The 23,216-nt window shown below is 56.6% G+C and carries 19 protein-coding genes and 1 pseudogene; 13 read left to right on the top strand and 7 right to left on the bottom strand.

The features are described from left to right. Positions 1-27: 27 nt before the first annotated feature. Complete coding sequence (locus tag BIND_RS10430; RefSeq protein ID WP_202944746.1) at positions 28-879, bottom strand: LysR substrate-binding domain-containing protein; 852 nt, start codon at positions 877-879, stop codon at positions 28-30. A gap of 99 nt (positions 880-978) precedes the next feature. On the opposite strand from BIND_RS10430, the gene BIND_RS10425 reads away from it, so the two are divergent. Further along, positions 979-1,551, top strand: coding sequence for a DinB family protein (locus BIND_RS10425; protein ID WP_012385042.1), 573 nt, complete (start codon positions 979-981; stop codon positions 1,549-1,551). 73 nt (positions 1,552-1,624) lie between these two features. Here BIND_RS10425 and BIND_RS10420 read toward each other — a convergent pair whose 3' ends face one another. Next, positions 1,625-2,761: a hypothetical protein gene (locus BIND_RS10420; RefSeq protein WP_012385041.1), complete on the bottom strand. Its 1,137-nt coding sequence runs from the start codon at positions 2,759-2,761 to the stop codon at positions 1,625-1,627. Positions 2,762-3,138: 377 nt separating this feature from the next. On the opposite strand from BIND_RS10420, the gene BIND_RS10415 reads away from it, so the two are divergent. Then, positions 3,139-5,463 (top strand): NADP-dependent malic enzyme, encoded by a 2,325-nt coding sequence (locus tag BIND_RS10415; RefSeq protein ID WP_041778034.1) that lies wholly within the window; start codon positions 3,139-3,141, stop codon positions 5,461-5,463. Positions 5,464-5,769: 306 nt separating this feature from the next. Then, positions 5,770-6,285, top strand: a complete 516-nt coding sequence (locus BIND_RS10410) for a hypothetical protein (protein WP_012385039.1) — start codon at positions 5,770-5,772, stop codon at positions 6,283-6,285. A 54-nt stretch (positions 6,286-6,339) separates the two neighbouring features. On the opposite strand, the gene BIND_RS10405 is transcribed toward BIND_RS10410, so the two are convergent. Next, positions 6,340-8,730: an efflux RND transporter permease subunit gene (locus BIND_RS10405; protein WP_012385038.1), complete on the bottom strand. Its 2,391-nt coding sequence runs from the start codon at positions 8,728-8,730 to the stop codon at positions 6,340-6,342. A 78-nt stretch (positions 8,731-8,808) separates the two neighbouring features. Then, positions 8,809-9,105 carry a hypothetical protein gene (locus BIND_RS10400; protein WP_012385037.1) on the bottom strand — a complete coding sequence of 99 codons (297 nt, stop codon included), beginning with the start codon at positions 9,103-9,105 and terminating at the stop codon, positions 8,809-8,811. A 261-nt stretch (positions 9,106-9,366) separates the two neighbouring features. Between BIND_RS10400 and BIND_RS22325 the strand changes: the two are divergent. From BIND_RS22325 to BIND_RS10385, 3 genes and pseudogenes are all read left to right on the top strand, one after another. Beyond that, positions 9,367-10,456, top strand: a pseudogene (locus tag BIND_RS22325) (ABC transporter substrate-binding protein). Between the two features lie 12 nt (positions 10,457-10,468). Further along, positions 10,469-11,515 (top strand): ABC transporter permease, encoded by a 1,047-nt coding sequence (locus BIND_RS10390; RefSeq protein ID WP_012385036.1) that lies wholly within the window; start codon positions 10,469-10,471, stop codon positions 11,513-11,515. Continuing rightward, complete coding sequence (locus tag BIND_RS10385) at positions 11,509-12,351, top strand: ABC transporter ATP-binding protein (protein WP_012385035.1); 843 nt, start codon at positions 11,509-11,511, stop codon at positions 12,349-12,351. Before BIND_RS10390 ends, BIND_RS10385 begins: the two co-directional genes overlap by 7 nt. A gap of 57 nt (positions 12,352-12,408) precedes the next feature. Here the strand turns inward: BIND_RS10385 and BIND_RS10380 are convergent, their stop codons facing one another. Further along, the gene (locus BIND_RS10380; RefSeq protein WP_012385034.1) at positions 12,409-12,651 is read right to left on the bottom strand and encodes a cysteine rich repeat-containing protein; all 243 of its coding nucleotides are present in this window, start codon (positions 12,649-12,651) and stop codon (positions 12,409-12,411) included. A gap of 324 nt (positions 12,652-12,975) precedes the next feature. Beyond that, on the bottom strand, positions 12,976-13,434 hold the full coding sequence (locus tag BIND_RS10375; protein WP_041778032.1) for an Lrp/AsnC family transcriptional regulator: 459 nt from the start codon (positions 13,432-13,434) through the stop codon (positions 12,976-12,978). A gap of 326 nt (positions 13,435-13,760) precedes the next feature. Between BIND_RS10375 and BIND_RS10370 the strand changes: the two genes are divergently transcribed. The 7 genes from BIND_RS10370 to BIND_RS20145 all read left to right on the top strand — a co-directional run bounded on the left by BIND_RS10370 (position 13,761) and on the right by BIND_RS20145 (position 22,711). After that, on the top strand, positions 13,761-15,008 hold the full coding sequence (locus BIND_RS10370; RefSeq protein WP_012385032.1) for an SfnB family sulfur acquisition oxidoreductase: 1,248 nt from the start codon (positions 13,761-13,763) through the stop codon (positions 15,006-15,008). A 54-nt stretch (positions 15,009-15,062) separates the two neighbouring features. Further along, positions 15,063-16,274 carry an SfnB family sulfur acquisition oxidoreductase gene (locus BIND_RS10365; RefSeq protein ID WP_012385031.1) on the top strand — a complete coding sequence of 404 codons (1,212 nt, stop codon included), beginning with the start codon at positions 15,063-15,065 and terminating at the stop codon, positions 16,272-16,274. A gap of 11 nt (positions 16,275-16,285) precedes the next feature. Beyond that, a complete protein-coding gene (locus BIND_RS10360; protein WP_012385030.1) occupies positions 16,286-17,677 on the top strand; it encodes an LLM class flavin-dependent oxidoreductase in 1,392 nt (463 codons plus the stop codon). A gap of 21 nt (positions 17,678-17,698) precedes the next feature. Continuing rightward, the gene (gene ssuD, locus BIND_RS10355) at positions 17,699-18,877 is read left to right on the top strand and encodes an FMNH2-dependent alkanesulfonate monooxygenase (protein ID WP_012385029.1); all 1,179 of its coding nucleotides are present in this window, start codon (positions 17,699-17,701) and stop codon (positions 18,875-18,877) included. A 119-nt stretch (positions 18,878-18,996) separates the two neighbouring features. Beyond that, positions 18,997-20,445 carry an FAD/NAD(P)-binding protein gene (locus BIND_RS10350; protein WP_012385028.1) on the top strand — a complete coding sequence of 483 codons (1,449 nt, stop codon included), beginning with the start codon at positions 18,997-18,999 and terminating at the stop codon, positions 20,443-20,445. Between the two features lie 290 nt (positions 20,446-20,735). Further along, positions 20,736-21,062: a class I SAM-dependent methyltransferase gene (locus BIND_RS10345; RefSeq protein WP_012385027.1), complete on the top strand. Its 327-nt coding sequence runs from the start codon at positions 20,736-20,738 to the stop codon at positions 21,060-21,062. Beyond that, the gene (locus BIND_RS20145) at positions 20,954-22,711 is read left to right on the top strand and encodes a glycosyltransferase (RefSeq protein WP_341872323.1); all 1,758 of its coding nucleotides are present in this window, start codon (positions 20,954-20,956) and stop codon (positions 22,709-22,711) included. The genes BIND_RS10345 and BIND_RS20145 overlap by 109 nt, the downstream gene beginning before the upstream one ends. A gap of 199 nt (positions 22,712-22,910) precedes the next feature. On the opposite strand, the gene cowN is transcribed toward BIND_RS20145, so the two are convergent. Beyond that, complete coding sequence (gene cowN, locus BIND_RS10335) at positions 22,911-23,186, bottom strand: N(2)-fixation sustaining protein CowN (protein WP_012385025.1); 276 nt, start codon at positions 23,184-23,186, stop codon at positions 22,911-22,913. Positions 23,187-23,216 lie beyond the last annotated feature (30 nt).

Here is a 23,216-nt window from a genome sequence, read left to right as displayed (position 1 = left end):
AAGACACGCTTTGGCTTGCCCCTTATCCTAGTGAGCAGCAGCTTGGTCTAAAAGCCAAGCCTTAAATAGCTTGACGGCTTCAGAAGGTTGTCGTCGTGCATCTGGAACAACGAGGTAATAGCCTTCCGCGAGAAAGATTGTTTCGCCGAGCGTGCGGAGTCGCCCTGCTGCGACATATGGCTTGATATAAGCCTCATCCATCATGGTGATACCGGCACCTGCCAGGACAGCATCCATCGCTTGAGCCCGTGTTTCGACGATGACGCCACGTGTGGGTGGATTGCCGGGCAGCCCGCAGGCTCGCCACCAGCGCAACCAGTCCCGAAATCGGGAGCGTGCACGGATCAGCATACTCGCCTTTGAAATGTCAGATACATCAGGCCTTCCCACGGGCACGAGCGTTTCCCGAAATAGGAGGGTGGATGCAAGTCCTTCCCATTTCCCCAAACCATGGCGCAACGCGCAGTCGAAATCCTCGGCTGTCAGATCGACCGGGCGGGTTGAGGTCGAGATCAACAGATCAATGTGCGGGTGTCGTGTCTGCCAGTCGGGCAGACGGGGAAGCAACCAATGCGATGCGAAGGTCGCTACGGTGCTGATACGCAACTGCTGACGTCGTCGCCGTAGCGGCTCTATTGCGGCTTCGATCCTGTCGAGAGCGTCTCCCATGACGAGGAGAAGTGCTTGCGCGTCGTCAGTTAAAACCGCTCGTCTGCCCGCTTGACGGATCAAGGTGACACCCAATTGCCGTTCCAGTTCGGCGATGCGATGTGACAGTGCGGATCGGGTAGCGCCGAGCAAGACGGCAGCATGGGAAAGGCTGTCTGCCTTCTTCAATGCAGCGAGCGCTTGCAGTCCTTTAATCGACGGTAATTCCAAGACAGACCACCACATGATCGGAAGAGTGAAAATATCTCACGCTTTGGCAGTCTGAAACCCCCTATATTGGAGGCGTATCGAAAAACGAGGAGATAGGGTATGAGCAGAGCCCTTTTTCAGCAGCTTGCAGCCTATAATCGCTGGGCAAATGCACGATTGTATGCGGCTGCAATGACATTGCCTGACGAAGCCTATCGTCGACCGGTCGGTGTCTTTTTCAGCAGCCTGCACGGCACGCTGAATCATCTTCTTACGACCGACCGGCTATGGCTGAAGCGCCTCACAGGTGAAGGTGATCACCCAACGCGGCTCGACACGATCATCCATGACGATCTCACAGACCTTGCTCTAGCGAGACACGCCGAGGATAAGCGGATCATCACCGTGATTGACGGGTATAGCGATGTCGATCTGAGCCGGCGGCATGCCTATCGAACCACGAGTGGTCAACCCCAGGAACAGCGATTGTCGGACATTCTTTTGCATGTGTTCAATCACCAGACCCATCATCGTGGGCAGGCGCATGCCTGCTACTCAATCTTAACCAGGCAGGAACCGCCAACCCTCGATCTTCTTGCCTTTCAGCGTGGGGCCCCGGCCCCACATTTGAATATCGATGAAAATGCCGGACACCGTCTGCGCCAATCCGCGGCAGTTTCGGGAAAGGCCTGACATGACCCACAATTCTATAACATGTGGGGATGGTTTGGCGCTCTAGGTTGCCCAGTCTACGCCAATGACGGTTCTAAGCCGCTACAACGGGCGCATCCTCTGGCTCCATAGGCCCGCGCTTTGTATCCGCCAGCATTGGTCCGAGCTGTTCCCACACCCCCAGATATTTTTCGATCTGATCGAAGGCCGGACCCTGCCAAGCCAGGCGATAGGAGTCCGAGTCCAAGGGCAGGCGACGCAGGCGACAGATGGCGCTTTCGGCTTCGAGGCCAGCCATGGTGGCATGGGTCATCCAGGCATCCATGGAGAGGTCCGACCAGCCTTGCCGCTTGGCGACCGCCGCGACGGTTGGCAGCAGACAGGCTTGGCGTAAGGCTGCTGGCGGCTGCGAGCGGCGGGTGATGTCGGCGCAAGCACTCGCTTCGTCATAGGATCTGAACAGAGCGTAGATTGCGACCCAAGTGAAAAACCAGGACGCTGTATGCGCGCCATCGGCCGGCAGCGCATGGTCCTTCAACAGGCCCTTGGTGAAATCTTGAAACGGATTTTCACGATGGACGCGCGCGAAGACTTTCTGGATGGCGAAGGAATCGGCGTCGAATTCCAACGCCTGCATGAGCGGCAGATCGAGGCATTCGCCCTCATTCAGGTGCATTTCCTGGATCGGCTTCGGGCTCATGCGATGCAGCAGTTCGACATGGCCGTTCCACAGATGCGCGAGTTCGTGCATCAAGGTGAAATCCATCGCGACATCGAAGAGAGCCGTGGCGAGGCGTCCACGGACCGGCTCGAAATTGGGGGCGGGCTGATCCGGCGGGCGCACGAAGAAGAGTTCGCCATTGGCATGCGGGGCCTGTTCCTCGCCCAATTGATCCACATCATCGATCCAGGGGAACATTTCCCTTATGCCCATCATGGCGTTGGTGACGCTCCACATGACGCGCACGACGGTCGTGTAGAAGCCGATTACATCCATGCGGCCGCGCTGGGCGAAGGCATTGAATTCCCGATGTTCGGCGAAACCGAAGGCGACGGAGCCCGGAGCCTCATATTCATCGGCCATGCTGGCGAGCCGGGCATAGCAGCGGTCCGATACGACCTGAAAGACGCTCACGAAACCAGTGGTTAAAATTTTGGCCGGGGGAATCTCGAAACGGCGCAAGCCAAGGCTCGCCAGCGCTTCATTCAGCGCCTCTTCCTGATGGGACATGGGATTTCGTGCCTTTTGATCGTGCGCCACTTCTATCTTTGGTCGGGCCGCTTGGCATCCGAAAAAGTTCAGCCAGCTGCGCTTTCTATCCCAAGCAACTGCAGTTCCAACAGGACCTTTCGAGGCTTCCTTATAAGAATTCGAGCTTAGAGAATTCGAGATAGTGCGCGACAGAGGGTCGCGTAGCGGCATTATTTTTTATGAAAATCATTTCCATTTTTATTCAAAAAATGCCTAGATAGCGAAAACCAGAAGCCTTGCGGGCGCAAAATCCTGCCGTAAAGCCTATGGTAAACAGCTTTTCCTCCCTCATATTGGGGGGTAGAGTAGAGAAAGGTGGACCGAACTCTATGCGGTCCAAAAGGGAGAAGAGAGATATGGTCGATTCAATACCCAACAATCTCGCCGCCAATGCTCTCCTCTATCATCGACTGCCACGGCCCGGGAAACTTGAAATCCAGGCGACGAAGCCACTCGCCACGCAGCGCGATCTGGCGCTTGCCTATTCGCCGGGCGTTGCCGCCGCCTCTTTGGAAATCGCCGATAATCCCGCCGCCGCGACCGAATTGACCATTCGCCAGAATCTCGTCGGCGTCATCTCGAATGGCACGGCGGTTTTGGGCCTTGGCAATATCGGCCCCTTGGCCTCTAAGCCTGTCATGGAAGGCAAGGCGGTTCTGTTCAAGAAATTCGCCGGCATTGACGTGTTCGATATCGAGGTCGCGGAGACCGATGTCGATAAGCTCGTCGAGGTGATCGCCGCGCTGGAGCCGACCTTCGGCGGCATCAATCTTGAGGATATCAAGGCGCCCGAATGTTTCGAGGTGGAGCGCCGGCTGCGCGAGCGCATGAATATTCCGGTGTTCCATGATGATCAGCATGGCACGGCCATCATCGTCGCCGCGGCGATCCTCAATGGCATGGAAATGGGCGGGAAATCCCTCGCCAATGCCAAGATCGTGACCTCTGGGGCGGGCGCGGCGGCGCTCGCCTGTCTTGATCTTCTGGTCGATCTCGGCGCCAAGCGGGACAATATTTTCGTCACCGATATTGCCGGCGTGGTCTACAAGGGCCGTCAGGAATTGATGGACCCGCGCAAGGAAGTCTATGCGCGCGAGACCAATGCCCGCACGCTGAGTGATGTCATCGGCGGCGCCGATGTCTTCCTCGGCCTTTCGGCGGGCGGCGTCCTGAAGCCCGAAATGCTGAAGGAAATGGAAGCCAAGCCCTTGATCATGGCGCTGGCCAATCCCTATCCCGAAATCGACCCGGAAGCTGCCTATGCAGCGCGTTCCGATGCGATGATCTGCACCGGCCGGTCGGATTATCCGAACCAGGTCAATAATGTTCTCTGCTTCCCCTTCATCTTCCGGGGGGCGTTGGATGTCGCCGCGACGACCATCAACGAGGAAATGAAGATCGCGGCGGTCAATGCCATCGCCCAATTGGCGCATGAGCCGCCTTCCGATGTCGTCGCCCGCGCTTATGGCGGCGAGGCCCGGCAATATGGCAAGGACAGCCTCATTCCTTCCCCCTTCGATCCCCGGCTGATCCTGCGCATCGCGCCGGCCGTCGCCAAGGCGGCCATGGCGACGGGCGTTGCGCGCAAGCCCATCGAGGATTTCGTGGCCTATGAGGAAGTGCTGTCGCGCTTCGTCTTCCGCTCGGGCTTCATCATGAAGCCGGTGATCCAGGCCGCCAAAGCCAATCCCAAACGGGTCATTTATGCCGAGGGCGAGGATGAACGCGTCCTGCGCGCCGTGCAATCGGTGGTCGAGGAGGGCATTGCCTATCCGATCCTCATCGGTCGTCCCGATGTCATCAATTCCCGTGTCGAGCGCTTTGGCCTCTCGATCCGCCAGGATCGCGATTTCGAGCTCATCAACCCGAATGATGATCCGCGCTATAAGGATTATGTCGCGACCTATCTCGAGGCCGCCGGCCGTCACGGCATTACACCCGATGCCGCGCGCACGCTCGTGCGCACCAATTCGACGGTGATTGCCGCGCTTGCCGTCAAACGCGGCGATGCCGATGCCATGCTGTGCGGCTTGGAAGGCCGTTTCCATAGCCGCCTGCGGCATATCAAGGACATTATCGGTCTGGTGCCGAATGCCACGGATTTTTCGGCGATGAGCTTGATGGTGACGAATCACGGCGCCTTCTTCCTCACCGATACGCATGTGCGGCGCGATCCGGCCGCTTTCGAGATCGCGGAAATGGCATTGATGTGCGCGAGCCACGTCAGGCGTTTCGGCCTGACCCCCAAGATCGCGCTCGTCTCGCATTCGGATTTCGGCTCGGATGACGCGCCTTCCGCCTTGAAGATGCGCAATGCGCTGGAAATTCTCCACCGTCGCGCGCCTGATCTCGAGGTCGATGGCGAAATGCAGGCTGATACGGCTCTGTCCCAGGCGATCCGCGATCGCGTCATGCCGAATTCGCGCCTTAGGGGCGAGGCCAATGTCCTGGTCATGCCCAACCTCGATTCAGCCAATATTGCTTTTGCCATGACCAAAATGATGGCGGATGCGCTGCCGGTCGGCCCGATCCTGATCGGCGCGGCCAAACCGGCCCATGTGCTCACGCCTTCGGTCACCTCGCGCGGTATCGTCAATATGACGGCGGTCTCCGTGGCCGAGGCGCAAAGTGATACGGCGATCGAGAGAGAGGAAGTGCTTTCGCGCGTCGGTCTCGTCTGAGGTCTGAGAAAACACGAAACCCAATCTAGGAAAAGCGGTGGCGGCGCCAAAAGCGTTGCCCCGCTTTTTTCTTTTTCTTTTTTCTCGCCAGCGCTCGGTGCGCCCTGAAAGCGGTTTCTGGTTTTGTCGCAAGGGCGGATGCGATAAAAGAAACAGCCAAGGTGGTCTCAGCCACCGGCGTCAGCGTTTTTTGAAGCGCTATCGGATCGCCATAAATCAGAACTCGTTTTTGGACCGATGCGGAGACTCAATCGGTTCACCCTCCAACCTTCGCCATTCTCGTCAATCTTCGGCAAGGACCTCACAATGCTTCGGACATCGACCTTTCTGCCGCGCGCGCGGTCTTCTCAAAAAATGACGGCCTTAGCATTTTTGCTGGCGGGCCTGAGCTGCTCTTCGGCCGCTCTGGCAGAAGGCCCCTTCACGAATCTGGCCGGCTATTGGGGCGGTGAAGGCACGATCAAGATGAATGATGGAACGAGCGAACGCATTCGCTGCAAGGGGAGCTATGCGGTGGCGACCGGCGGCGGCGCGATCGAACAGAAGCTTCGTTGTGCGAGCGATAGCTACAAGCTCGAAATCAGCAGCAATGTCATTGCGTCGGGAACCGCGATTTCTGGCTCGTGGACGGAAGCGACTCGTAACGCGAGCGGCGCCATTACGGGTACCGCGACGCCAAATCTCATCCACGCCCGTGTCGATGGTGCGGGCTTTTCGGCCGGCCTTGCTATTTCGACCAGCGGCCGGAAACAATCGGTCACCATCACGCCGCAGGGTTCGACGGATATCGCCGGCGTATCCATTACCTTGCACCGTAGTTAAGACCGATTTTTTCCTCCGATCTCTCAACCCGGGCCCTTTTCAGGGCCCGTTCGTTTATTTAGACGATGCAAGCTTGCTTTGCGGCGCGCTGCGCAGCTTCCGCGCGATCATGCGCAGGACGGTCACAGTCGGACGCAGGATGAACAGATCGGCTGTCAGCGCGGCGATCATCGCAAAGGCCGAAAGCCAGCCAAACAGCCGCAGCGAGGGCAGATCCGAAAAGACTGTGACGGCGAGGCCACAAGCCAGCACGATGGAGGTCAGGATCAGAGCCGGACCGACTAGGATCGTCGCCTTTTCCACCGCCAGGGCGGGATCGGCTTCCGAGTCATCCTCCAGACGCAAGCGATTGAGGAAATGGATCGTCGCGCTGAGGCCCAGGCCGAACGAGACCGTCAAAGCGACGACGCTGGAAAATTGCAAGCCGTCGCCGGTCAGGCGGAGCAGGGCGCCCGAGGCAACGACCGGAAAAATGCCGGGCAGAATACTCGCCAACATGACGACGAAGGACCGGAAGGCGAGGCCGATAAAGGCGGCGACGAAGAAGAACTCAATGGTCAGACCGCGATTCAACTTGTCGATCATGGCCGCGCTGTTGCGCGCGGCAATGGCCGAAAGACCGGTCACGGAAATACTATAGCCTGGATGCGCGACGCGCACCGCATCGAGGGTTTTATCGAGCTGTTTGACGACCGGGAGCAATTGGCTGGCGTCGATATCGGGAATACGGCCGGAAACAACGACCGCATCTTGTCCCGCGTCGATGAAACGATGTGTCAGATGCTCGGGCAGCATGTCGACATATTGCTTCAAGGTGGCGACATCGTTCTTGCCGGCTTTTTCGGCGAGCCAGCGCCGTAGCGTTTCGAGCGACCAGACATTGCCGACACCGGCCTGGCGTTCCAGGATTTCATGGACCGTGGCGATCGTATCCAGGGTGTTTGGATCGTAGAGCGAGGCGCCCTTCGGGAATTCAATGAGAACATCGATTGGATTGGCGCCCGTCAGCTTGGTGTCGAGGCGACTGGCAGCCGCGACCGCCTGTTCCCGGTCGGGCACCTGATCGGCGAGCCTGTAGCGTGGTTCAAGGCTCCCATAGACGAAAGCGAGCGAAACGACCACGATAATGCCAAGCAAGCTATAAAGGGCGGGGTGGCTGACCATGCGCGCGGCGATCCAGCCGCAAAAAGCGCGTAACGCCTGGACGCCGTGATCGCGCTTGCGGGCTTTGGCCGTGAAGACATCGTCCTTGCGCAAGAGCAGCAGGCCCAGCAGAGGCACGAGGGTCAGAACGGCGACGAGGGCGATGAAGGTGGCGAGCAGCCCGGCCTCGCCAAAGGTGCGGATGAGGTCGGAACTGGAAAATTGCAGCGCGATGAAGGACAGCGCCGCCGTCGCATGGGTGAGGACACAGGCCGGCCCCACAATGAGCAGGGCATGGCGCAAAGCTGTGCGTTTGGACTGGCCGGCGATCAGACGATCGCGGATCGCGAAGGTCAATTGCATGCTGTCCGAAAAGCTGATCACCATGATGAGCGGCGTCATCACGTTAAGGAACATGTTCAGCCGAAAATCGAGCCAGCCGAGAAAACCAAGCGCCAGCAAAATCGCGGTGAGCGGTGGCGCCGCGGCGACGATCATGAAGGAAACGCGGCGGAAGAAGAGGATGGCGATGAGGCAGCCGGCGACGAAGCCGATGGCATTATAGGTGAGCCTGTCGCGCTCCACGGCATTGCGGATTTCAAGCTGCATGACCGGCACGCCGGACAGTTCGGCGTTCAACTTGGTGCCATCGAGATCGTCATTCATGAGCTGACGGATCTCGTTCACCGTTTCGTTCAGGCCCTTGCTCGCGGCGACCTCTGGATCGAGCGCCAGCACGATCATCGTCAATTGGCCGTCCTCGGAGAGAAGCTTGCCGCGGATGATCTCATTGGTGCGGATCTTTTCGACCAATTGGTCGTAGGCCTCGCCGGTCGGCAGGGTTTCTGGAAAGAGCGGGGCGGGGATGTGGCCGTTCTCGGGCGGCTGGCGCGAGGAGAAGATCGAGATAATGCCGCGCGTTCCCTCGACCAATTGCAGATCGGTGACGAGGTCACGCAATTTTTCGAGCGATTTGCGCTGTAGCAGGGTCTTGCCCTCGATCACCACGAGGACGTCATATTCCGTGGACGGGAAATGCTTGGTCACTTCCTCATATTGGTGAAATTCCGGCGTGTCCGAGCGAAATAATTGGCTCAAGGAATCGTCGACCTTGAGCCGGTTGAGGCCCAACCCGGCAAAAGCCACCAAGGCCGCGACGATCAGGCTGATGATCAGGGGGAATTTGAGCGAGATCAGGCCGAATTTCTCAATTCCGAGAGCCAGTGGGGGCAGCTTTTGCTGGTCGGCATATTCGATATCCTCTTCACCGTCGCCGAGACCTGGTTGCGAAAGAGTGCTCATCAAGCCGTATCTCCGAAAGACCTGCGTGCCGCTCGACAGCGTGGAGCTACCTCGCGAATGGGCTCATGCGTCCCAGGATCAAAGGGGGCCGCCGCCCCACCATTGCTTATCGATCGAGGTTCTCGTGTCCTTGTCGACGCGCGCTTTCTCCCTGCGGCACACGGCATAGGACTCACTGCCGGGGGCCAGCCCATAGGAGCGGCAAACGGCATCGTCATTGGGGAAATGACCGAGAGAGGCGTCGCCACGCCAGCAATCCTCACGCGCGATGCCGAGCTGGCAACGGCCAGGAAAATCCGCGCAAGAACCAAGCGCGAGGGGCAAGGCGACCGCGCAGGCGGAAAAAAGGAAGATTCGGCGCAGGGAAGGCGGCAATGAAGGAGCTCCCAACCGCAATAGTATCAAACCCAAAAGTGTCCACAGAGTGTCAGGCAGGGATTCTCAGGCCGTGGCTTCCTGCTTAGCTTGCGAAAGATCGGACGACAAGTGACGGTTTGGTTAGGTAGGCAAGCAGACGAAGGTGGCTTGCTTGTCCAAAAAATATATAATATCTATAAAATAGATAATTTAAGATAGCCTCTGGACTTTGGAGACGTCCCTTACAAAGACCTCTGGAGGCGCCGCGAGAGTCCTGCCATGCGAATCGCCCCTCCATCTGCGCTTCTTCAACGCCGTCTCTTCCTCAAGGGAGCGGGGGCTCTAGGCCTGATCGCACCATTTGGTGCGACGATAGGAGATGTCGCCGCTGGACCCGAACTGATGTCTCCCCTGGGTCTTGATTGGCCGATGTGCCGTACCGCCGCCGAAGAGCCGGCGCATAACGCTGGACCCTTGCGGAAAATCAATTTTGCCTGGAACGCCACAGCCGCCTGCCTGCCGACGATCACTGCGGCTCTGGATAAAGGCTTTTTCGCCAAGCACGGGCTCGATGTCTCACTCGTCAATTATTCTGGTTCGACCGATCAATTGCTGGAGACGCTTGCCACCGGCAAAGCCGATGCGGCGGTTGGCATGGCCTTGCGCTGGCTGAAGCCCCTGGAACAAGGATTTGATGTCAAGATCGTCTCGGGTCTTCATGGTGGCTGTATGCGATTGATCGCCCCTAAATCCTTGGGTGTGTCTGATCTGAAAGGTCTCAAGGGCAAGACGATCGCCGTGAGCGATATGAATTCCCCGGCCAAGAATTTCTTCGCGATCCAGTTTAAGAAAAGCCGGGATCGATCCCGAACGCGATATCGATTATCGAATCTATCCGCAGCCTTTGCTGCGGGCGGCGGTGGAAAAGGGTGAGGCGCAAGCCTGCGCCGATGGCGATCCTTTTGTGTATTCCTTTCTGAAGGATGGCACCTTTGTCGAATTGGCCTCGAATATCGAGGGTGACTATGCCCATCTGACCTGCTGCATCGTCGGCGTGGGGGGCAGGCTGGTGCGGGAGGACCGCAAGGCCGCCGCCGGTATCGTCAGGGCGCTTCAGGAGGCTTCGGAATTCACCGCCCAACATCCTGAGGAATCCGTGGCGACGCTTGCGCCTTATGTCACTTCGATCAGTGTCGCGGAATTGGCGGCGCTTGCTCGTTATCACACACATCACGCGCATCCTGTTGGCGAGGCTCTCAAGCGTGAATTGGCCTTCTACGCGCAGGACTTGAAACTCATCCAGGTGTTGAAACCTGGAACCGATCCGGCTCGCTATGCCGATCGGATCGTCGCTGATGTGTCAGCCTGAGGGAGAGGGCTCATGTCGGCTTTAACCTCCCCGCGCGAGACGGAATCAGGTGCGGGTATCGAGACTGGCACAATCCCACTGTCCGTTGCGGCGCAGGCGGGTACAGCGAAAGGGCTTAGACAAGCTTTGCTGGCCTTGGTTGCAGCCACGGCCTGGGGACTTGCGGCGTTTTTGACCTGGGCTCTGCCGGATGTTGGCGATTGGGGCCGCGCGACGGAATTTGCCCTCGGGAGTGGCGTCATCGGTGGGGCTCTTTTGTTGTTGGGCCTCCTCTTTATCTTTTCACCGCGCGTTGTTTCGGGCGCTGATCGGTTTCTGCCGTGGAGCCTTGTCCTCGGATTGTTTTTCGCGGCATGGGAATGGCTCACCGCCAAGAGTGGCGTTCTGCCCATGCCCTTTTTTCCGCCACCGCAAGCCCTGCTCGAGGTTTTTCTCGATGAGGGCGGCAAATTGCTGGAAAGCGTTCTGGCCTCGCTGGAATTGCTGAGCTTCGGCATTTTCTTTGGTGCTCTCACGGGTTTCGCACTCGGGGTCGGGCTCGGCTGCTGGAAAGCGGTCGGCTATTGGTTTCATCCCGTGCTGCGTCTCATCGGCCCTCTGCCGCCCGTCGCCTGGTTGCCCATCGCCTTCTACGTCTTTCCCTCAAGCCATTCGGCGAGCATTTTTCTCATCGCGCTCGCGGTCGGTTTTCCGGTGACAATCCTGACGTGGTCGGGAGTGCGCGGTGTCGATCCCACATATTATGATGTTGCCCGGACCATGGGGGCTAGCCGTTGGTTCCTGATCGTCAAGGTGGCGATTCCGGCGGCTTTGCCCCATGTTTTCATCGGTCTGTTCATGGGGCTTGGCGCTTCCTTCGTCGTGCTGGTGACCGCCGAAATGATGGGCGTCAAGGCGGGGCTCGGCTTTTATATGCAATGGGCGCAAGGCTGGGCCGCTTATGCCAATATGTATGCCTGTCTGCTCGTCATGGCTTTAATGTGTTCGAGCCTCGTGACCTTGCTGTTCAAATTGCGTGACCGTGTGCTGTCCTATCAGAAGAGCTCATTGCAATGGTAGACACTGTATTGGAAGATGCGACTATCATCGATGCAGTCGCTCGGCGCACCAATACGGCGCCTGTTGAATCTGTTGGACCCAAAGGGCTGGCGCTGACTGTGCGTGACGTCAGTCATGGTTTCACCTTGCGCGGTGAAAATCTCCGTGTGCTCGACCATGTGGACTTCACGGTCGAGGCGGGAGAATTCATCGCCTTGCTTGGGCCGAGCGGTTGCGGAAAATCGACGCTTCTGCGCCTCGTCGCCGGCTTGGAACAACCGCTCACGGGCAGCATCGAAACGGGAAAGGGACCGATCCTCGGTCCGGATCCCTCGCGCATTCTGGTCTTTCAGGACCCGACCCTGTTTCCCTGGCGCAAGGTCTATGACAATATCGCGCTCGGCCTCGAGGCGCGAGGCCTGTTGCGCCAGAACCGTGAGCGTGTGACGGATGTCTTGCGTCTGGTGGGCCTGCAAAATTTCGCCAATGCCTATCCACATCAATTATCCGGCGGCATGGCACAGCGCGTCTCGCTGGCCCGCGCGCTTGTCAATGATCCGAGCTTGCTGCTTCTCGATGAACCACTCGGTAAACTCGATGCCTTGACCAGACTCTCGATGCAGGGTGAGATCGTACGGCTTTGGCGGCAGGCCGGGTTTACGGCGCTCCTTGTCACGCATGATATCGAGGAAGCCCTGCTGATGGCGACGCGCGTGATCGTTTTCAGTGATCGTCCGGCCCGGATCAAGGCCGATATCAGAGTGGACAAACCCTATCCCCGTCATCGTGATGATCCGGAACTGGTTGCTCGCCGCCATGAGATCCTGGGACTTCTCGGGTATGAAGCCGATTGGTGATTAGCTTCATACCCATTCATGCGAAATGACTATATAATACATACATTTTCTCAAGATTTACTTTTTCATTTGTTTTTTGACTCTAAGGATTTCCTTAGCGCAGCCGACGGTCAGGCTATCGGAATTTTTCTTCAAACATTCCTTGATTCTGCCACCGCCTGGTTGGACGCCTTGACAGAGCTGACGGATTTCTGGACCGCAAACGGCGCGCAGTTTTTTGAGTTCCGCCATTTGTTCCTGAGCCAAGGCGGAACCGGAGATTGCCGATAAGGCGAACACGATAACAAGACGTGAAAACATTTTTTCCTCCCCTTATTATGACGCATACGCTTAATCTTTTGTGGAGCGGCCAGAGAATATTAGATCCATAATAGTCTCAAGCATAGAGCGTATACAGTTCATAACGCCCAAGGGGCGGATATCATATCAAATCGTGATGACAGCCATGGCATAAGCATGACTGTTTCAAGAGCCACGCTGCGGGTGTTTTCCGTAACCTGGCACTTGATAGCGCAAGTGACATTTTCCACTGACAGGCGAGGCAAAGCGGAGGAAAGGCAATAGCTGCGGCTCAAAAGGTCCTCCACTCGCCTTTCTCTTTCGTTCGAGGTCTTGCAGAGCCGCTTAACTCGCCGAAATCGGCAAGGCGGTTTCCGTTTTGATGCCTTCAAGAGCGATGCGCGACGTGACTTTCTTCAAGGAAACAAGCCCGATCAGGCGTTTGTAGAAAGCATCGAAGGCAGCGGTATCCGGCACGACGACGCGCAGAAGATAATCGATATCACCGGCCATGCGGTAGAAATCCATGACTTCTTCCATTTGCGCCACTTCTTCGGCGAAATGGTCAAGACCTTGTTCGGAATGATCACCGACCTCGATCGACACGAAGACCGTCATCTGCAATCCGAGCTTCACCGGATCGAGCAAAGCGATCCGCCGCTTGATGACACCCGATGATTCGAGCTTCTGGAGCCGCTTCCAGCAAGGTGTCTGCGACAAACCGACCTGTGTGGCGATCTCGCTGATTGAAAGCGAAGCATCCTTCTGGACCAAGCGCAAGATACGCTTGTCGATCGTATCCATAAGTCTCGGTTCGCTCATCTGAATGGTCCTGCCAGCGGGGGATGGCCTCGATCGTCCGGGGGGAGAAGCCGACACTTTCTCTCCCGGGAGCGCTCGACAAGCCGGGTTAAAGTAGATAATATCTATGAACTATATGGTTATAGTGGTCGAAAGAGCGGGAGCGCAAGTGTTCTTTGCGCGGATCTTTCAAGAGGGATGTCGGGCTCGAAAATGAACCCGGCAGGAGCCGCGGCAGAAACGACCGGAGCTGATCCATTCTTTGATCAGCGCGGCCGGGCTTCGGCTTTGCTGGCGTCTGGATTGCCAATTGTTGAAAGCAGGTGAGAATGACGATTCGATCAGCTGGGCCTGAAACAGTGCAGGACGCCTTTCCGGCACGGGCCAAGATTCCTGAGCCGGCTCATATCCTGCGTGATGATGCGGAAGCTATTGCCATCGCCCATGCCCTGGCTGAGGATTTCGCCAAGGGAGCGGCGGAGCGCGATCGCGAGCGGCGTCTGCCTTTCGCCGAGCTCGATCGATTCTCGCAAAGTGGTCTGTGGGGCATGACTGTGCCGCGTGCCTATGGCGGGGCGGCGGTCTCTTATGTCACCGTCGCCAAGGTGTTTGCCATACTGGCCGCCGCCGATGCCTCAATCGCGCAGATCGCGCAAAATCATGTCAGCCTGGTCGATATTTTGCGCTTCGATCCGGTCGAAGCCCGTAAGAGTCGTTACTATCAGGCAGCGCTCGAGGGTGTGCGCTTTGGCAATGCTCTTTCGGAAAAGAGCGGCAAAACGATTTTTGATATGAAGACGCGCCTGATCAGGAAGGGCGATCGCTTCATCGTCACGGGCCAGAAATTCTACTGCACCGGTGCCCTTTTCGCGCATATCGTCCCGGTCCTTGCCATTGATGAGGCTGGCAAAGGCCATATGGTCATGGTGCCGCGCGATGCGCCGGGCCTCAGTGTGATTGATGATTGGAACGGCGTGGGCCAACGCACGACCGCCAGCGGCACGGTCATTTTGGCGGATGTCGACGTGACAGAGAGCCAGATCGTGCCATCCCATCTCGCATTCGATCAGGTATCGGTACATGGAGCGGTGGCGCAAATCATTCAGGCCGCTATTGATGCCGGGATCGCTCGGCGCGCCTTCGAGGAAACAGTGACTTTCGTGCGGCAATCCGCAAGGCCCTGGGTCGATAGCGGGCAGGATCGCGCCAGCGATGATGTCTATTCCATTCAGGCGATCGCCGATCTCCAGATCCGTCTGCATGCGGCGGAGGCCGTGTTGGAGCGCGGTGGCGAGGTGATCGATGCCGGTCTGCTCGAGGAGACGGCGGAAACGGTCGCGGAAGCCTCGATCGCCATCGCCGAGGCCAAGGTGCTGACCACTGAAATCTCGCTTCTGGCCGGCGAGAAACTTTTCGAACTTGGTGGCAGCCGTTCGGTTCTCTCCACATACAATTTCGATCGCCTGTGGCGTGATGCGCGTACGCATACATTACATGATCCGGTGCGGTGGAAATTCCATGCTATCGGCAATTACTATCTCAACGGCATCAAGCCGCCACGCCATTCATGGTTGTAATGTCCTCATGATTGTTCAATCTCGTGAAGGATATCCGGCGAAAGGAATTCATGCATGAATGCGCCGCAGAAAATCCAAGCTTTGTCTGTGACACCCCCTAGAGTGTCCAGCGACGCGCAGGCAGTTGCTGCTGCCGCGAATCTTGCCGAAATCTTCAATCAGGCCGCCGTCGAGCGCGATCGCAATCGCCGTTTGCCTTATCCCGAGATCGAGCAATTCTCGCAAACGGGCCTTGGTGGCATGACTGTTCCCAAGGACTATGGTGGCGCCGATGTCTCGGCGCTGACGGTTGCGGAAGTGACGGCGATCCTGGCCTCCGCCGATGGGAGCCTTGGGCAGATTCCGCAAAATCATTTTTATCTCGTGGAGGCGGTTCGGCTCAACGGGACGGATGCGCAGCGGCGCTTCTATTTCGAACGTGCTCTTTTGGGGGATCGTTTCGCCAATGCTTTGGCGGAAGCGGGTGGAAAATATGCCACCGACCAGACGACGACTGTTCTGCCCGATGGTGATGATTATGTCTTGAATGGCAGGAAGTTCTATTGTTCTGGATCGCTGTTTGGTCATTGGATCGTCGCGGCGGCGCAGAATGATCAAAACAAGCGTGTTCTTGTTTTCGTACCCAGGGATACACAGGGCCTGACCGTGATCGACGATTGGTCGGGCATGGGCCAGCGCACCACCGGCAGCGGCACGGTGATTTTCGACAATGTCCGCGTCTCCGCTTTCGCCATAATCCCGCATTATCTGGCCTTCGAGCAGCCGACGCAGATGGGCGCCTTCGCGCAGATCATTCATGCCGCGATCGATCTTGGTATTGCGCGCGGCGCCTTTGCGGCGACGGTCGATTTCGTACGGACCAAGGCACGGCCCTGGGTCGATAGCGGCCAGGAGCACGCCTACGAAGATCCTTATACGATTGCCGCCATCGGCGATTTGCGTGTTCGTATCGCTGCGGCGGAAGCCTTGGTGCGTCGCGCCGGGAAAATCATTGACAAGGCTCGGGTTGAGCCGGAAACCTATTCCGAACCCGCTTCGATCGCTGTGGCGGAAGCCCGTGTTGCCACCAATGATGTCTCGCTCCTCGTGACCAGTAAATTGTTCGAGCTCGGCGGTTCGCGCAGCGCTTTGGCCTCCCTCGATCTTGATCGCTATTGGCGCGACGCCCGCACGCATACATTGCACGATCCGGTGCGCTGGAAATATTTCTCTCTTGGCAATTATTGGCTGAATGGGGTCAAGCCCCCGCGCCGTGGCAATTTCTGAGGGAGGCTGGAATGAGCAAGGAAATCCGCCTCAACGCTTTTTCGATGAATTGCGTGGTGCACCAATCGCCCGGTCTCTGGCGTCATCCGCGTGATCGTTCGACGGATTATACAAAGCTCGATTATTGGATTGAACTGGCGCGGACGCTTGAACGCGGGAAGTTCGATGGTCTGTTTCTCGCCGATGTGCTCGGTGTCTATGATGTCTATGGCCAAAGTCCCGATGCGGCGCTGTCCGGCGCCATTCAGGTCCCCGTGAATGATCCCATGCTCCTGGTCCCGGCCATGGCGCAGGCGACGCATCATCTGGGCTTTGGCGTTACCTCCAATATTTCGTTTGAGCCGCCTTATCCTTTCGCGCGGCGCATGACGACGCTCGACCATTTGACGAACGGCCGCGCCGGCTGGAACGTTGTGACAGGCTATCTCGACAGCGCGGCGCGAGCCGCGGGCAATGAGCGGCAGACGGCGCATGATTCCCGCTACGACAAAGCGGAAGATTACATGGAGCTTCTCTACAAGCTCTGGGAAGGAAGCTGGGAGGATGATGCGGTCCTGCGCGATCGCACACGAGGGATTTACGCCGACCCCTCCAAGGTCCATCGTATCACCCATCGCGGGCCGCATTATTCCCTTGATGCCATTCATCTGAGCGAGCCTTCGCCGCAGCGCACGCCAGTGCTCTATCAAGCGGGCACTTCGCCCAAGGGGCGCGAATTTGCCGCGCGTCATGCCGAATGTGTCTTTGTCTCCGGTCCTTCGGCGAAGGTGATCGCGCCACGTGTTGCCGATCTGCGCCGTCTCGCGACCGCCTATGGTCGTGGGCCTGATGCGTTGAAGATTTTTGCCTTGATGACGGTCGTGCTCGGTGAGACAGAGACTCTGGCGCGGGCGAAATATGAGGACTATCGCAGCTATGTCAGCCATGAGGGCGCGCTTACGCTCATGTCCGGCTGGACAGGCGTCGATTTCTCAACCCTCGGCCTCGACGAAAAAGTGCGCCATGTGACAAATGATGCCGGGCGCAGCGCCATGGACAATATCACGCGCGCCGATCCCGATCGTATCTGGACTGTGCGCGAGGTCGCCGAACATGTGGCGATCGGCGGCATTGGTCCCGTTCTCGTTGGATCACCGGCGCAAGTTGCCGACGGGCTCGAAGCCTTCGTCGCCGAAACCGATGTCGATGGATTCAATCTCGCTTTCGCGGTAACACCAGAAACCTTTGTCGATGTTGTCGATCTGCTCGTGCCCGAATTGCAGGCGCGCGGTCGTTACAAGCAGGATTATGCGCAAGGCACCCTGCGCGAGAAACTTTTCGGCGCGAACCGGGCGAGGCTTTCAACCCCGCATCCGGCCGCGCTGGTCCGCCCGACGGCTTTTGCTACAGCGGCTGCCGAATAAACACTTCCGAAGGATAAACCTATGAATGATATTGCCGCCGAATCCGCTAATGTCCTGTGGTTTCTGCCAACCCATGGCGATGGACGTTATCTTGGCACCTCTCTCGGTGCGCGCGATGTCACCTTGCGGTATCTGTCACAGATCGCCGAGGCGGCGGATGAGCTCGGCTATTTTGGCGTTCTGCTGCCAACGGGCCGCTCGTGCGAGGATTCGTGGATTGTCGCCTCGGCGCTCGCGCCGCGTACGCGCCGGCTGCGTTTTCTCGTCGCCGTGCGGCCAGGTCTCCAGAGCCCAGCAGTGGCCGCCCGCATGACCGCGACGCTCGATCGCCTGTCGGAAGGCCGGTTGCTCATCAATGTCGTTACGGGTGGTGATCCGCTCGAAAACAAGGGCGATGGGGTTTTTCTGAGCCACGATGAGCGCTACGCCGAAACCGACGAGTTTTTGCAGGTTTATTCGCGTTTACTCGCGGGCGAAGAAGTCGATTTCAACGGCAAATATATTCAGATCGAAAAGGGCAAGCTGTTGTATCCGCCGCATCAGCAGCCGGCACCGCCGCTCTATTTCGGTGGCTCCTCCGAAATCGGCCAGGATATTGCCGCGCGTACTGTCCAGAAATATCTGACCTGGGGTGAGCCTCCGGCGCAGGTCGCGAGCAAGATCGCTGGTATGCGGGAGCGCGCCAAGGCTTACGGCCGTAAAATCAGCTTCGGGATCAGATTGCATGTCATCGTCCGCGAGACAGCGTCGGAGGCCTGGGACGCCGCCAATGATCTCATCAAATATGTCGATGAGAAGACCATCGCCGAAGCGCAGAAGGCTTTCGCGCGGATGGATTCCGTTGGTCAGCAACGCATGACGGTTCTCCATGGCGGTGAGCGCAGCAAGCTGGAAATTAGCCCTAATCTTTGGGCCGGAGTAGGCTTGGTGCGTGGCGGTGCGGGCACGGCTCTTGTCGGTGATCCTGATACGGTTGCTGAGCGTATGCGTGAATACATGCGCGCTGGCGTTGATACATTCATTCTCTCAGGCTACCCGCATCTTGAGGAGGCTTATCGCTTCGCCGAACTCGTGCTGCCACGCCTGCCGCTTTCGGCCGGTACGCATGCGCCGCATGCGGCAAGCGCCCATCGCGGCCCGTTTGGAGAAATGGTCGGCAATACATTTGCTCCGCAGGATCGCCGCGTCAGCGCGTCCTGATGTCTGTATATCTGCTATGGGTATGGGCCTGATTGGAGGCTTGTTCCCCTTGAAGAAAGCCCCTCGCTGACATAGGGTCCCTCGCGGCATGCAAGCCTCGCGAGGGAGACAGCCGCGGGATGGCTCTATTGGATATTATCGTGATTGGAGGCGGTTTCTCTGCCGCTTCCTTCACTCTCCATCTCCTTGACTTGGCGGCGCAACAAGGCGTGCAGCCAGGAACCTTTCGATTGCGGTTGATAGAACCGCGTCTCACGCTGGGCGCTGGCATCGCCTATTCGGCGCGAGACCCGAACCATCGCATCAATGTCGCCGCGACGCGGATGAATTGGAGCGGCGATGGATCGGATGATTTCGATCGCTGGACGCGCGAAACGGGGGCAGTCGCTGAAGATCCCGCAATGGTCTGGCAGGATGGGAGCCTCTATCCCGCCCGCGCCGTTTTTGGGCACTATATGCATACGAGGCTGATGGAACTGACCGCCTCGTCGCCTCAAATCGCTTTTGAACATGTGCGTCAGCGTGCCGAGGCGGTCGCCGCGTTCGAAGACCGCTATCGTGTGCGATTGGCCGATGGATCGTCTCTCGAGGCGGATCTCGTCGTGCTTGCGACTGGCCACCCGCCGCCCAATCTGCCGCGCGGTTTGGAGGTTCTGGCGGGTTCGGATCGTTTCATCGCTGATCCCTGGCGGCCGGGAGCCGTCGCCGACGTTCAAGCGGATGATCGTGTTCTTCTGGTCGGCACCGGTCTCACAATGGGTGATATGGTTGCCTCATTGCGCACACAAGGCTGTGGGGGACAAATGATGGCCCTTTCACGGCGCGGTCTCATCCCGCGTCCGCGTGCGTCAACCGTTGAAGCCTTCGGGGACTGTGATTTCTCGCATTTTGCCAGGGTTTCGCAGAGCCTGAAGGCCATGCGCTCCGAAATCCGTAAAGCGCGAGGCGAGAGCCGGCCCTGGTCCGATGTCCTCGAAAGGATCCGGCAGCAGAATATGGACATCTGGGCCGCTTGGCCGCAGGCGGAACGGCGGCGGTTTCTGCGCCACCTCAAGCCCTATTGGGATGTCCATCGTTTTCAGGCGGCACCGCAGATTGATTCCCTGGTCAAGGCAGTCTGCAACAGCAGACACCTGACGATCGAGGCGGGATCGATCGTTGGGGCCAGACCTCATGCTAAAAGTATCGAAGTGGACATCAAACCGCGCGGTTTGCCGGCGGAACGCGCCAAAACTCATGTCTTCGAGCGCGTCGTTAATTGCACTGGCGCCTCGGGCGCGCATATCACGCGCGATGATCCTATCTTTGCTTCGCTTGCTGAACAGAGGCTGGTGCGAAGCGATTCCCTGCGGATCGGTCTCGATCTCGATTCGAGAAGTCACCCTGTCTCATGCGAAGGCAAAAGTGTGACGGGGCTTTTCGTCATCGGTCCCGCAGCGCGCGGCTGCCTAGGCGAGGTCACGGGCGCGCCAGAACTGGCTCTTCAGGCAAGGCGCGTGGCCGAATGGGTGCTGGAAGCTGGAACGCTGAAAAATGGCGATCAGGTAAGGCAGAAACAATTATCGTGAGCCGATTAATAGGCTTGCTGAAGGCCTATTACTTTAATTTATTATAATCGCGTCAAGTTTAGCCCGGTGCCAATTTTTTGGCGTGATGCCGCAATAAAATGACACTTACGCCCTATTCTTGAAAAAGAAGCTTTTCTTGGGCATTGGTTCGAAAGACCACGTTTCTCTCGAACAGTTTGAAAGATTTTTTGTTGAGCCCTGAAGGTTTAATATACTCGTTATATGTGCAACCATAAGGTGCGAGGCATTTTACTTGGTCCACTCTTCAGATCGAAGACAGGCGTCTGGATATGAGCGAACAGAAATCGGTGCAGGAAATAATTATACCAGATTATGTAGCTCGACACGCCACGAGTTATCAGATCGATGAGTTTCGCAAATTTTTCAATCGTATCGATTTACGGGGTAAAAGAGTTCTTGAGATTGGTTGTGACTACAATCTTGTTACAGCCCGTTTGTTCGCCGCCAACGGTGCAGATTATGTAGCGACGACAATATCACAGATTGTATTTCCGATGAGCCTCTGCCGAAAAACGTTGAGTTTTTTGCAGGGGATGTTGGGGACATCGGATTTGACAAAAAGTGTTTTGATATTGTCTACGGCGTGGCCATTTTAGAACATATTCCGGATTTGGAAAAATGTGTCGCCAAGATCGATGATCTCCTTCGGCCAGACGGCGTCGCCTATTTGCAGGGTTGTCCCTTATGGGCAGGATCTCATGGCCATCATGTATGGGTGCTGAAGGAAGAAGGAGATTATGATTCCGAGCTTACGCCTGAGATTGAAAATCGGACAAACGGACCCCTTTTCAGCTTTGTCGAAAAAGACAAAAATCCGATACCTCATTGGGCGCATCTTGTTTTGACGCCGGATAGTCTCACTGAATTTCTGACAAAAGAAAATGTATCGGAGTCTCATGCACGGAGAATTATCAATTTTGTCTATAATGTCGATGGGACGATGATCGGATGCTGCTCGAACTTCAAATCGGCCAGTGAAATCATCAAGACATTTCAGACAAAATTTATCGTGGATGCAGAGCGTATTCCAAGTGCTCATCCCAATGAATATTTTACTGCCGCCAGAAAAAAATATTCGTATTGGGATTTGCAAACACATGGCCTGATGCTTTGGCTTAAGCCAAAATCATATATGCTGGAACGCGTCCGGGAACCTGATCCCAAAGTGTCTGTTATTGTGCCTTTCTACAAGGTTGAGGACTATCTGGGGGAGTGTATCGAAAGCATCATTCGCCAAGATTATAAAAACATCGAAATTATTTTGGTTGATGACGCTTCTCCCGATGGCTCCCGTGGGATTGCCCAACGTTTTGCGGCAAAGGATTCAAGGATCCGTGTTCTGACCCATGAGAAAAACGAAGGCCTCGGTCCGGCGAGAAATACGGGGGTCCATCATGCGACAGGCTTTTATGTTTTTTTCCTGGATTCGGATGATCTTCTGCATTCCTCTCAAGCAATTGGTAAACTTGTCTCTGCAGCACAAAGCCATAGCAACTGCCCGGTCGTCGTTGGTGGATGCGTCCGGTTGATGGCCAATGGCAAGATTCAGCCCGTCGATCATATTGATGATAGAGGCGGCTTAAATAAATCAGGCGGCGTGGTGCATGGCGTCGAAGCGTTTCTCGCAGGTGTGCGATTACCGAATGCCTATTATTTGCCACCAAGAGCCTGGGGAGCTCTGATCGAACGAACCTTTTATGAAAACCTGATGCTAGACTTCCCATCTGGCGAACATGAAGATCTTGTTCATACACCTTTCCTTTATTTTCTCGCTGACAATGTTCTCTATGTAAAAGATATTGTCGTGACTTATCGATACCGTGACTGCAGTATTTCCAATGCGCGATGGACACCGGAAATGGTTCGGCGCTACGGAGATCTTTGGCGCAATTTTAAATCAATTGCTTTGCGTCGTGGGCTTGAAAATTATTTGGGAGATTGCGCATTCAAATTTATTTATCATTTGATTTGGAGAATGCGGAACAATTCGTTCGATGATGACTCCAGGACAGAGGTCCTTAACTTAGTGGGAAATATGTTTCAGGATGTAGAGAATGTCACATACAAGCATGAGTTTTATCGCTCGATGAACTCTGTTCGTAAATTCGTTGGTGGCACCTTTCGTCGGGATAAATATTATGAATGGTTGACCAAATCGTTGCCGGAGGACTTAGTTCTGGATTATTATCGCAATCATAGTGTTTTAGGGCGTTTGTCGTTTGGTCAGTGGTTACGATGGTTTTGAAAAGGCGGCGAATACGGTGTAGAGGATTGCTCCCTTTGATTGGCGAGGTGTCGCGATAATTCGATGCTTGCCGTTAACACGGCCAGGCGTTGGTGAAATCCCGCCTCGATTTCCAACCAAAGGTTATGCTTAATCCCTTCATCATACAGAAGGTTCGATTAAGAACAGAATCTATTCGGATAGCGTTCTAGTCTTGATCCTACATGCAAATCTGTTCCAATTCCTCGAGCATGCCCAGGGTCTTTAAATCCCCCATATTCTCGAGCAATTCGCGAAGCGTTGGCAGATAATTGTGCAACACGCGCAGATCATCCAGCCCCTGGCTATGGGCGAGTTTTCTTTGGCGCGTGAAATAGGGCCAGAAGGGGCTATTGGCCTGGTCAATATGGGATTGCAGTCGGGCAAAAATCTCTCGAGATCTCCCGACCCAATCAATTCCCTTGAAACTAACATAGCGATCGACTTGCGCTGTCATTGTCAACTCCCTGGTTGCGAATGACAGGTT

The sequence above is a fragment of the Beijerinckia indica subsp. indica ATCC 9039 genome (assembly GCF_000019845.1).
GTDB lineage: Bacteria > Pseudomonadota > Alphaproteobacteria > Rhizobiales > Beijerinckiaceae > Beijerinckia > Beijerinckia indica.
The sequence above is the reverse complement of the archived record's forward strand: the minus strand, read 5'-3'. Positions and strand labels throughout refer to the sequence as shown.